8 protein-coding genes are annotated in these 12,146 nt (G+C 49.6%); 5 read left to right on the top strand and 3 right to left on the bottom strand.

Features of this window, described 5'->3' with window-relative positions:
* Positions 1–45 precede the first annotated feature (45 nt).
* The 3 genes from GVK32_RS19185 (at position 46) to GVK32_RS19195 (ending at position 5,713) form a co-directional block, all read left to right on the top strand.
* Positions 46–1,392 (top strand): MFS transporter, encoded by a 1,347-nt coding sequence (locus GVK32_RS19185; protein ID WP_159871805.1) that lies wholly within the window; start codon positions 46–48, stop codon positions 1,390–1,392.
* Entirely contained in the window at positions 1,389–4,031 is a 2,643-nt protein-coding gene (locus GVK32_RS19190) for an alpha-L-rhamnosidase (protein WP_159871808.1), read from the top strand. Before GVK32_RS19185 ends, GVK32_RS19190 begins: the two co-directional genes overlap by 4 nt.
* A 338-nt stretch (positions 4,032–4,369) precedes the next feature.
* A complete protein-coding gene (locus GVK32_RS19195; protein ID WP_159871811.1) occupies positions 4,370–5,713 on the top strand; it encodes a carbohydrate porin in 1,344 nt (447 codons plus the stop codon).
* 85 nt (positions 5,714–5,798) lie between these two features.
* On the opposite strand, the gene GVK32_RS19200 is transcribed toward GVK32_RS19195, so the two are convergent.
* Positions 5,799–7,349: a lytic transglycosylase F gene (locus GVK32_RS19200; RefSeq protein WP_159871814.1), complete on the bottom strand. Its 1,551-nt coding sequence runs from the start codon at positions 7,347–7,349 to the stop codon at positions 5,799–5,801.
* A gap of 83 nt (positions 7,350–7,432) precedes the next feature.
* Entirely contained in the window at positions 7,433–7,783 is a 351-nt protein-coding gene (locus GVK32_RS19205) for an AraC family transcriptional regulator (protein ID WP_159871817.1), read from the bottom strand.
* A gap of 649 nt (positions 7,784–8,432) precedes the next feature.
* Here GVK32_RS19205 and bamA point away from each other — a divergent pair.
* Positions 8,433–10,856, top strand: coding sequence for an outer membrane protein assembly factor BamA (gene bamA / locus GVK32_RS19210; RefSeq protein WP_159871820.1), 2,424 nt, complete (start codon positions 8,433–8,435; stop codon positions 10,854–10,856).
* 443 nt (positions 10,857–11,299) lie between these two features.
* Complete coding sequence (iraM, locus tag GVK32_RS19215) at positions 11,300–11,650, top strand: anti-adapter protein IraM (RefSeq protein ID WP_159871823.1); 351 nt, start codon at positions 11,300–11,302, stop codon at positions 11,648–11,650.
* A gap of 11 nt (positions 11,651–11,661) precedes the next feature.
* Here the strand turns inward: iraM and GVK32_RS29235 are convergent, their stop codons facing one another.
* Positions 11,662–12,129, bottom strand: a complete 468-nt coding sequence (locus GVK32_RS29235) for a hypothetical protein (protein ID WP_227697877.1) — start codon at positions 12,127–12,129, stop codon at positions 11,662–11,664.
* Positions 12,130–12,146 lie beyond the last annotated feature (17 nt).

Consider the following 12,146-nt stretch of genomic DNA (forward strand, 5'->3'; position numbering starts at 1 on the left):
TGGCCACTGTGTGATGCTTACGCTCACTTCTCATAACAGGTGATGATGATGAAACTCTCCGGATGGCAAAAACTGAGTTTTGGCAGCGGTGCATTCAGCAAAGACATTTTCAGTGTCGTTGTTACTTCATATTTGATGATTTTTTATACTGACGTGTTTGGGTTAACCGCGTCAATGGCAGGCATCGTCTTGCTTGTAACGCGGCTCATTGATGCTTTCTCGAACCCATTTATTGGCACGTTAATGGACAGAACAGATACCCGCTGGGGTAGATTTCGTCCGTGGTTGCTCATTGTGCCCATACCATTTTGCATTTTCACCGGCTTAATGTTCTGGGTGCCCGACCTTTCGTTAACGATGAAATTTATATACGCGTTGATTGTTTATAACATTGCAGGATTGTGTTTTACCTGTATTGACGTTGCCATTTGGGGGTTAGTACCCAATCTTACGCGTGACACCACTCAGCGCAGTCAACTCATCGCATTAAGTCGGGCTTTTTCCAATGTCGCAGGGATGATTGTGGCACCGCTTGTCATGCCACTTATCTACTTCTTTGGACGGGATGACGCCGCAAGTGGATTCATGTGGATAGGCTGGATAGTCGGCATTCTTAGTATTTTATTTTCATGGATGCTATTTTTTACCACGCGTGAGTTACCTACCACCGTTGCGCCACGAAAGACGCCATTTTTATCAGCAATGCGTCAGGCTGTATCAAGTGTACCGGTAAGGTGTGTCGTACTGGCAATGATAACCTTTGGTCTTAGTGTAGGTTTACAAAATAGCGTGGGTATTTATTACCTTAAGTATTACCTCGCTGAACCAGAACTTATTCCGCTTTATATTTTTATCAGTTATACCTGCAAAGTCGTCGGTGCGTTGTGTGCTCCGTGGGTTATTTCTAGATGCGGTAACTCCCAAAGTGCAAAATTAACTTATATGGCAATGGGGATTGTGTGTATCGCAATGATATTCTCTCCGGTAAATGTGCCTGTAATTTATTTCATTCTCGCTGGAATGTTTAGCTTAGGTATCGGTGTTCTTTTGGTCGCAATTACTGGCATGATGGCGGAAACATCAGATTTGCTAGAAAAAATAAATGGTCAACGCAGTGATGGGATGTTGTTCTCATTAAATGCTCTTTCTATGCAAATTGGGTTCGCAGTATCCGCTGCCGTAGCTGGGTTTATTTTAGATTATGCAGGTTACATACCAAATCAGGTAATACAACCTGATTCTGCATTACTTGCAATAAATCTGGTGCGTTGTGCTGGCCCTGCTCTATTTTGTTGGGCGGTCGTTGCGGTATTTTACTTCTATCAACGCAACATGTCTGATCAAAAAAATATCACTTCTACAGTTTATATTGTCAAACAGGAAAACCAATGATCGCTATTGAACGTATCACATGCAACGGTGAAAGCTCACTCATTGGAGCAGATGCCAGTTCACTGTTGTTCAGCTGGATTATCAAGTCTAAAAAGCTGGCAGTTATACAGCGCCGTTATCAATTGCAAATTTCTACAGATGCACAATTCGCTAGCCTGAATTATGACAGCGGCTGGATTGAGGATAATTCCTCAATCCATATTCAGGCACCAAATTTTATTCCGGTGGTCAGGCAACGTTATTTCTACCGCGTTCGTATAGAGGATCAACATTGTGATGTGACTGAGTGGAGTGCTTGTGGGTTCTTTGAGACGGCACCATCGGCAAATTGTGTCTGGCAAGGGCAGTGGATCACACCGGATGACGAAACAACGGCAGATGAAAGTGTGCATTTGTTAAAACGCGCTTTCCAGCTACCAGCACAGGTTAGTAAAGCGACGCTTTATGCTTCAGCCCTTGGCATTTATCAGATGCATATTAATAACAAGCCCCTTGGCGATGAGCTATTCAGCCCTGGGTGGACGAGTTATCAGCATCATATTCAGTTTCAAAGCTGGGATGTTGGCTATCTTCTTCAAGAAGGGAGCAACGAAATTGGAGCAGGTCTGGCTGAGGGTTGGTACAAAGGAGAGCTGAGTTGGCTTAAAAAGCGACATTTGTATGGTGATCGCAAAGCGCTCTTTGTTCAGTTGCACATTACTCTGGAGAATGGCGAGGAACATCTGCTGCTGAGCGACGGGCAATGGCAATGCTGCCTTGCACCACAACTACATAGCAGCTTCTATCAGGGTGAAGCGTGGGATGCACGGCTTGAAAATGTGAGTCATGAATCCAGGGCATGGTCTTCGGTGAATATTATTGAAAAGCCGATATCAGGTTTAACCGCTCAAATTTCAGAGCCTGTACGAGTCACTCAGACGCTGGTTCCGGAAAAAATAATATCCCGTGAAGGTTCGCGAGCCATCGTGGACATGGGGCAGAATATGGTGGGGCGCATTCGGATTTGTGCAAAATTAGCCGAAGATGAAAGAGTTGAATTGCGTCACGCTGAAGTTCTGGATAATAAAAACGATCTGTATACCGATAATTTACGTGGCGCTGCGCAACGGGTATCGATTATCGGCAATGGGGAAGATATTGACTACGCAGCAAACTTTTCCTTCCAGGGTTTTCGCTATATCGAGATCATTGGGCTGGGTACCCTGAATGACAAACAACTGATGGATGCGATACGAGGGGAAGTGCTACATACAGACATGGCTCGAACGGGGTCATTTAGTTGCTCAAATAATGATATCAACAAGCTGTACCAAAATATTGTATGGGGACAGCGAGGCAATTTTGTCGATGTTCCTACTGACTGTCCACAACGTGATGAGCGGCTGGGATGGACGGGAGACGCGCACATTTTTATCCGTACAGCTGCATATAACTATGATGTCCGTCGCTTTTTTAAAAAATGGCTGAGAAGTCTTGCCGCAGACCAAAAATCCAATGGCACAGTGCCAATGGTCATTCCCGATATCCTGCGTGACTACATATCAAAAATCTGGGGCGACAAAACCTACACTTCATCCGGTTGGGGAGATGCGGCAGTGATCTGTCCGTGGGTCCTTTATGAAATGTATGGTGATAAGCAATTGCTAGCGGAACAGTGGCCGTCAATGAAAGCTTGGGTGCATTACATCCATAGTACTGGTGAAAACCCGTGGCTTTGGGAAAGCGGTTTTCAGTTCGGTGACTGGCTTGCACTAGATGCAGAGCCTGACAGCTACTTTGGTGCAACACCGGTTTATCTGGTGGCAAGCGCATTTTACGCTCACTCCACCCATTTACTGGCGCGAACTGCTGCTGTTCTTGGGCTAGAGGGTGAAGCTCAGCTTTATCAGAAATGGTTTGAGAACATTAAATCAAGTTTCCAGGAAAAATTCCTTTCCAGAGCGGGTGGAATGTGTGCTGATACTCAGACTGCACATATTTTGCCACTTGCGTTCCAACTTCTTGATGATTGCACGGCAAAGAAAGTTGCAACCCGTCTCAACGAGTTGGTTGTAGCAAACGACTATCATTTGACAACAGGGTTCCTCGGTACGCCATGGTTATGCACAGCTCTTTCCGAATATGGCTATCATGACACTGCTGTCCGGTTGATATGTCAGACGACCTTCCCATCCTGGCTTTTCTCTGTGAAACAAGGAGCGACCACCATCTGGGAGCACTGGGATGGTATCAAGACCGATGGAAGTTTCTGGAGTGAAAACATGAACTCATTCAATCACTACGCTTATGGAGCAATTGGAGAGTGGTTGTATCGTTACTTGGCAGGATTGGACATGGAAGATGGGGCAGTAGCGTTCAACCGGATTAATTTCCGTCCTGATATGAACAACACTCTGATCAACTGGGCAGAGGCATGCCATGAATCCCCATATGGGCGGGTGAGTATTCACTGGAAGCGAGAAGAACTGACCGGAGAGATACAATTATCGGTTCCCTGTAATACGCAGGCCTGCATACAGTTACCGGAAGGATGGCAACTTGCTGAAGAGGAAGAGATAAGTCTGCTGAAATTGGAACCTCATGCAAGGCGTTGGCATTTAGGATCGGGTAATTATTGTCTTAGGGTTGTTAAGAAATAGATAATTAATTGTCATCATGCTCGCCAGTTTTTCGTTTCTGTGTCTTTAGCGTATTAGCTAAGGATAGTTTGGTAATTTAAAGTCTGCGAGTGTAAATCTTGCAGGCTTTAACCAGTCAGTTGAATAAGAAATTGCCTGATATGCCTGTTTGACCACTGCTCGTTAAGTTACAGGACGACAACTTCCGCTGATCGCTCAACGCTGCCTGTCAGCGTAGTCGCAATTTTTGTTGGCGATGACCAAGTAAATTGCAAACAGGCAATCAAGTAAAACGCAAATGGGTAGTCAAGTGAATGCAAATACCCATCTACTTAATTAAATAATAAAAGGCTCTACCGATGAATAAAATCTGGGTCGGCTGTTTTTTGACGTCTTTATTTACCCCAGTGGTCAATGCGCAGGCGTCGTTATCTCTTGAGGAACGACTGGCACAAATGGAACAACGGCTGAAGGCGACCGAGCAGCGGGCGGCCAGCGCGGAGGCGGAGATCGACGAATTAAAACGTCAGGATACGCCTGCGGCGGTTGCCAGCGCCACGCCGGCTAAACCCGCGTTACAGCTTAATGATTATGGCGAAGTAAAGTTCTACGGCGACGTTGAGTTTAATATGGACGGCGCTAGCCGCACCGGCAGCCTGACCTCGATAAAAACCAGCGCTAATAAAAACTGGGCTCCGGGAGATAAAGAGCGCTGGGATATTAACGGACGTATTCTTCTGGGCTTTGATGGATTGCGGAAAGGCGCTAACGGTAAATACGCCGGGTTTAGCGTGCAGCCGCTGGCGGATATGAATGGCAAAATGAATCTTGATGACGCGGCGTTTTTCTTTGGTCAGGAGGATGACTGGAAAATTAAAATCGGTCGCTTCGAAGCCTACGATATGTTCCCGCTTAATCAGGATACGTTTATTGAATATTCTGGTAACACGGCCAACGACCTGTACAGCGATGGCTACGGCTATATCTACATGATGAAAGAAGGGCGCGGTCGCAGCAGCAGCGGCGGTAACTTTTTGCTCAGTAAAACCCTCGATAACTGGTATTTTGAGGTCAATACGCTGGTGGAGGACGGCAGCTCGCTGTTTGTTGACCAGAGCTATCACGGCAATGCGCTGGATAATCGTAAAAACGCGGTTTACGTTCGGCCGGTGGCGGCGTGGCGGTCCGGTGCCTGGTCGGTCGCGGCGGCGCTGGAGAGCAACCTCGTCAATAACGCCTACGGTTACCAGAACCAGGAGGGGCGCTGGGTCGATCAGTCCAGTCGTACCGGCTACGGTATGACCCTAAGCTGGAATACGCAGAAGGCCGACCCGCAGGATGGGGCGGTGGTCAATCTGAGCAGCGCCTATCTGGATGCAGCGGACGAAAAGGACTTTAGCGCCGGTATTAATGCGCTATGGCAACGCGTGGAGCTTGGCTATATCTACGCGCACAACAAAATCGACCAGTTCAATCTGTCCGGCGTGAGCGCGGAGTGCGACGGTGACTGCGCGATTCTGGCGCCGGGACGCTATGATATCCACACCCTTCACACCTCGTGGCAGCTGCCAAATATTATGGATATGCCGAACTTTAATATCTACCTCGGGGCCTACGCGTCGTGGCTGGACTCGTCGGCAGCCAAAACCGGCAATACCGATGAACGCTACGGCGCGCGGGTGCGTTTCAAATACTTCTTCTGATAGGCTAAAGGGCGCGCGTTGTGGAATACGCGGTCCCGGCTGACCAAAACCCCGCTTCGGCGGGGTTTTGGAGTATCTCAGGGCCTTACTGCGCCGCCGGGGCGTCGCCCGTCTTGAGCGGAGTCTCCTCGCGCCGGGCGTCGACGGTGGACTTCTGCTTGCGCGTCATCTCATCGATAATCAGCCGATAGGCGATGTAGTACTTATAGATATTGCTGACATAGGTGACGGTCTCGGAGCCGATTTTCTCCGCGGCCAGGTACTCCACGTTGCCAAACCAGATATTAGGGTCAAAGCCGCGCTTTTTTGTTTCAACCCGCAGGCGGGCTATCCTCGCCGGTCCGGCATTGTAGGCGGCGAAGGAGAACAGCGCCTTATCGAGCTGGGTCATCGGCTCGTCGCCGTAGTACTGGTCTATCATCCAGCGCATATACTTCACCCCGGCGTGGATGTTGGGATCGAGCTTGCTGATATCCCCGACCTTCAGCTCCTTACCGGTGCGCGGCATAACCTGCATCACGCCTATCGCCCCGACGTGGCTGCGCACCGACTGATTGAGGCGCGACTCCTGATAGCCCTGGGCCGCCATCAGCAGCCAGTCGACATCATAGCGATCGCCGTACTTACGAAAGATATCCACCATCGCTAAAAATTTCTGCCGCTCCTTTTGCGCCGCCGCATTTTTGACATATTTAGCGTCTTTCAGGTAGCGCAGCAGGATGGTATTCCCCAGCCTGCTGCCCTGGCGATTAGTCTTTACAAACTGATTAAGCGAAGCGAGCAGCTGAGGGCTATCTTTGCGCACCGCCCAGGCGATGCTGCCATCGTCGCGCAGGACGATATTCTGGTGTACCTCGATTTTAGGGAACACCTGTTTCCAGAACAGCGCCTTATGGCGATCGACAACGGTCAGGGGGATAAGGCCGGCGTTGAGCATCTCAATCAGGTCCTCATCCTCAAGCGATTCCGGGGCGGCATCAACGATCGCCGGCTGGCGCGACTCTTTGATAAAACGCGCGTTTAGCGCCATCAGACTCTGGTAATAGCTTGAGGAGCGGCGTACGAACACCGTCTTGCCTGAAAGCTGGTCGATGTCGGCGACCGCGGGAGAGCCCGGCCCCGAAAGCAGCAGCTCCTGAACGTGGGTATAAATCGGCGCGCTGAAGGCGACCTGCTGCTGGCGCTCAGGGGTGATGGTGAGGTTCGCGGCGATGATATCTCCCTTACCGGCATTGAGCGCCTCGATCAGCTGGTCGCGCGCCACCGGAACGAAAAAGATCCGCACCTTGAGATGACGGTGCCGGAGCTTCTTCTCCTTCACCAGCTGATGATTAAGGTCGCGCTCGTACTCAATAAAAATGTCGTGGGTGGCGCCGCGCTGGGTGCCCTTATCGATAAAGAAAAAGGTTTTGCTGTAGGTGGTCAAAACCCGGATGGTCCGCCGGTCGAGCATGCCGGAGAGATCCCCCTGCCAGGGTTTTAGCATCTCTTCGGTATTGACCTCCAGGGTCTCCCGTGGTTCGGTCGCCGGCGGTTTTTGCTCAGCGGAAGCGGCATAAACGGAGCCAACTAACAGCATCGCGAGGAGGCAGGTAGACCAGGCGATAAATAATCGCGGCAAGCAGAGGATGTTCATGGCGCGGCGCTCCGCAGGGACATCCTTTTATTTTAGTCAACTCTGCCGGGTTAGCGTGTCGGCCAGGCGCCTGGACGGTGGTTTTATGCCGCTGAAATTTTACGGAACTGGCTGGGTGTGACCGAATAGTATTTTTTAAAGGTCCGGTTAAATGCGCTGATGTCCTCATAGCCGGCCATAATGCAGATATCGACGATGCGAAAGGCCGGTTTTATCTGCAGCAAATCCCGGCACAGCAGCATCCGCTGCCGTCTGATAAACGCCATGGGTGACATCTGGAAGTGTTGCTGGAAGAGGCGAAACAGGTGCCACTCTGAATAGCCGGAAAAAACGCTTAGCGCATTGACGGTAAGTTTTTTCTCAAGATTATTTTTTATCCAGCGCACCAGTTCGTGCAGCACGGCTTGTTGGATCCCATTTTTACGCTGATTCATGCCGGTTCCAGAACGATGGCGCCCGTCGCTTCATGGCGCGGGCAGAGGGTGACGTCACGGTCAGGTTGCCGCCCGGCATGGCTCTCTGCCGGGCCTCGGTGTCCAGCGCCGCCGCGGGAAAATGCCTTACCGTCCCTGGCAAGGCGCCACTACTTTGCTTTTAGATATCGCAATCGGCTTTCGATGATGCTCCCATAAGCCTCTGCGACCATATCCTGTCATTTTGAGGAAAATATGAAGAATCTGGATTAATATCCCTGCTGATATATCGTGCGCATACGTGATGGTCTCTCTGCATAATTTTTTCAATATCTCTTCATTTTATCTGCGGTATTTTGAGCTAACTTTTGCGTGTTCCTGGTCAACCCCAGAGAGCATCATTCCTAACAAGATCTTTCCCCCTTTCAACCAATGCGAAAGGGGGCTTTTTGTTTTTTTTATTAATTAAAAGTACGCTATATATTACTGCCTGACCCTCTCAGACTGAAAAAAAATGATCGGGTTCCGTCGATGAATGTTTTTATTTGCGGTTCTTTAAGATCCATTTTTTCTCCATTGTTTCACCATAATTAAGTGCAATTCTGCGCCTCGCTTAGGTTAATCCCAGCAGACTCCTGCTATTTCTAAATCTCTCTTAAATAAAACGCCCATGCTAAAGAAAACAAATATCATTGCCGGATTATTGATTTCACCCCTAACGCTTTATGCCGCGACTTCGTACACTATTGATGATATTCGCTTTGAAGGCCTGCAGCGCGTTACCGTAGGAGCGGCACTGTTGAACATGCCCGTTCATCCGGGAGAAGAGGTCTCGAGCGACGATATCAGCGACGCGATACGCGGCCTGTACGCCAGCGGCAACTTTGAGAGCGTGCAGATCCTGCGCGATGGCCATGCGCTAGTGGTGCAGGTTAAAGAGCGCCCGACCATTGCCAGTATCAGCTTCGCCGGCAATAAATCGGTGAAGGACGAGATGTTGAAAGAGAACCTCACCGCCAGCGGCGTTGAGGCGGGTAGCGCGTTGGATCGTAACGCCCTCAGCGAAATAGAAAAGGGGTTGCAGGATTTCTATTACAGCGTCGGGAAATATAGTGCTACGGTCCATGCTGTGGTGACGCCGCTGCCGCGCAACCGCGTGGATTTAAAATTTGTCTTTCAGGAAGGGAAGTCGGCAACCATTGCCCAGATTAATATTATTGGCAATAAAGCGTTTAGCGAAGAAACGCTGCTCGACCAGCTTCAGCTACGCGATCGGGTTCCGTGGTGGAACGTTATTGGTGATAAAAAATATCAAAAACAAAAAATGGCGGCGGATCTTGAAACGCTGCGCAGCTATTATCTCGATCGCGGCTATGCGCGTTTTGCCATTAATTCCAGCCAGGTCAGTATTACCCCGGATAAAAAATCGCTCTATCTTACGATCGACCTTGCAGAGGGAGAACGCTACAAGGTCAGCCGCACCGTGGTGACGGGTGAGATGGCCACGCATGGCCAGGAAATTGAGGCGCTGGCCCAGCCGCTGTCCGGCAGGTGGTATAGCGGAGCCGAGATTACCGCCGTCGAAAACGCGATTAAAAAGCGCTTCGGTAAATATGGCTATGCCTGGCCGCAGGTGACGACGCACGCCGAAATTGACGATCGGCAGAAAAGCGTCGCGCTGCGTATTAGCGTCGATGCCGGGCGCCGCTACTCCGTACGCCAGATTCGTTTTATCGGCAACGATACCTCGCGCGATGCCGTTTTACGCCGTGAAATGCGGCAAATGGAGGGCGCGTGGCTCAACGATGAAAAGGTGCAGCAGGGAAAAGAACGTCTTGACCGCACGGGCTATTTCGAGAGCGTTGATAAAGAGATAACCCCGGTTGCCGGCAGCCCGGACCAGGTTGACATCGTCTATAAGGTGAAAGAGCGCAATACCGGCTCATTTAACGTTGGCCTGGGGTTTGGTACCGATAGCGGCGTCAGCTACCAGCTGGGCGTGACCCAGGATAACTGGCTGGGCACCGGCAACAGCGTCAGCTTTAATGGCACCCGCAATAGCTACCAGTCCTACGTTGAGCTCGGGGCGACTAACCCCTATTTCACCGTCGACGGCGTAAGCCTCGGCGGCAAGATTTTCTATAACAGCTATGACGCCTCCGATGCCGACTCCGGCAGCTATAACCAGCAAAGCTACGGCCTTGGCAGCAATCTCGGCTTCCCGATTAGCGAAAATAATTCGCTGAATCTGGGCGTTGATTATGTCCACAACCGCCTGACCAATATGGATCCGGAGCTCACGACCTGGAATTACCTTAACTCGCGGGGAATTTATCCGCAGGTGGTGACCAAAGATGGCGACAGCGGGGCGGAATACAGCGCCAACGATTTTTTTGTCAGCCTCGGATGGAGCTATAACGATCTCGATCGCGGGTTTTTCCCCCGCTCCGGCAATAAAAGCAGCCTGAGCGGCAAAGTTACCGTCCCGGGATCGGATAACAGCTATTACAAGCTGACCCTTGATAGCACCCAGTATGTGCCGCTAAATGAAGGCCAAAGCTGGGTATGGATGGAGCATCTGAAAGCGGGCTATGCCGGCGGCCTGCAGGAGAGAACGGTGCCCTTTTACGATAATTTCTACGCCGGGGGATCGTCATCGGTGCGCGGCTTCTCCTCAAATACCATCGGCCCGAAGGCGGCCTACTATCGCTGTAATGGCTCTGAAAGCAGCTATAGCGGCTGCCCGCTGGAGAGCTCTTCCGACGCGGTTGGAGGAAATGCGATGGCGGTGCTGAACAGCGAGTTTATTATTCCTACGCCGTTTATTAGCGACAAATATGCCGACAGTTTGCGGACCTCGCTCTTTGTCGATGCGGGCACGGTATGGAGCACCTCGTGGCAGAATAACGCCCAAACCCTGGCAGCGGGGATCCCGGACTATAGCGACCCGCTGCATGTCCGAATGTCGGCGGGGATTGCGGTACAGTGGATGTCGCCGCTGGGGCCGCTGGTCTTCTCCTGGGCTGAGCCCTTTAAAAAGTACGATGGCGATAAAGCCGAGCAGTTCCAGTTTAATATCGGCAAAACCTGGTAAGCGAGGGCAAAGAACCGCTCTACTACCGCCGCGCCACCGCGTGAGAGATGACGCTCTGATGGCTACCATTCATGCAGCGGGCGCCGAGGTCTTTCTACTCCCATAACCCCCGGCGGCGAGCTGCCCGCCAGGGGTAAGCGTGAGCATGGACGGCAAAATAGTCTATTTTGACGTTATGTCGTTGTTTAATCTGAATTCCGCGTCGATATTTTTTTGTAAAGTTATGCAGAGTTATTTTATGCTTTTCTGACTTTACATATAAATATGTATTTTTAGGGGCAAAATCTACGTATTAAATATTATGTAAATTACTTCTAAATAGCTAGAGCGGATGTGGTTGATGGTTGTCCCATATCACATTATTGCGCTGAGGACTTGCGGTTAATTATAATATTTGCTATTTCTGAAGTCATGATTTTTGGTCCTGGATACAAGGATGAAATATGAAATGGACGGTGCTTAATACAATCATATGCCCGCATTCTGGCGTCGCATTCTCCAGTATCTGCGGACTGCGTTTTTTAAAGTTTATCATCTGGTATGAAGCGGATATTCTGTTGATTCCCGGTGAATCAATGAAACTGTATTCATCTAAAGTTCTGATAGATAATAAATATCATTTCTTTAAGGTTTACAATATTGCGACCTACAGCGATACGCAGTGGGAGTCGCTGAGAGAGCGGCCATCCTGCCCCCATGACTTTAGCGCAACCACCGCAGAGGTGTGCTGCTACCAGCCGCACTGCGTCATTAAGCGATGCCCCGGCAGCTATCACCGCCACGCTTTATGCTAAGCTAGTGGCTGTTAAGAACGGGTATTTTCACAGACAAAATAGGGCGTATTTGTCGACATAAATACCCACGACCCAGGCTTTAACTTTATTATTTTAATAATAAAGTTATCTTCTTTTCTAATTCCAGTAAAGAACGGTGGGAGAATATCATCGAACTTTTCGGAGAATTCCGGTGAACTGGTTCGCATGTTGGAATCATTGTTTTTAAAAATAAAGATATCGTTCTTGTTTTTAGTATAGGAGAAATATTTGCGAATGCTGATATTGTCCTGGGCATTTCCGGAATTGCCGGTAAAGGTCATCAGACCATTGCCATTTTTAGTGAAGAATGTAACTGAAAACGAGAAGGTTTCGTCATCATTGATAATCGAAAAGGCCGACGTACAGTCAATACTATCATCCTCTTCACGTAAGTGAGTGTAATATACAGCACCGCCGATCATAAGAATAATGATGATGAGGGTTATTATTTTCTTCATTTTATATGCCGATATTT

Origin of the sequence: Klebsiella sp. 18074, from assembly GCF_902705905.1 — a bacterium.
GTDB classification, from domain to species: domain Bacteria; phylum Pseudomonadota; class Gammaproteobacteria; order Enterobacterales; family Enterobacteriaceae; genus Klebsiella; species Klebsiella terrigena.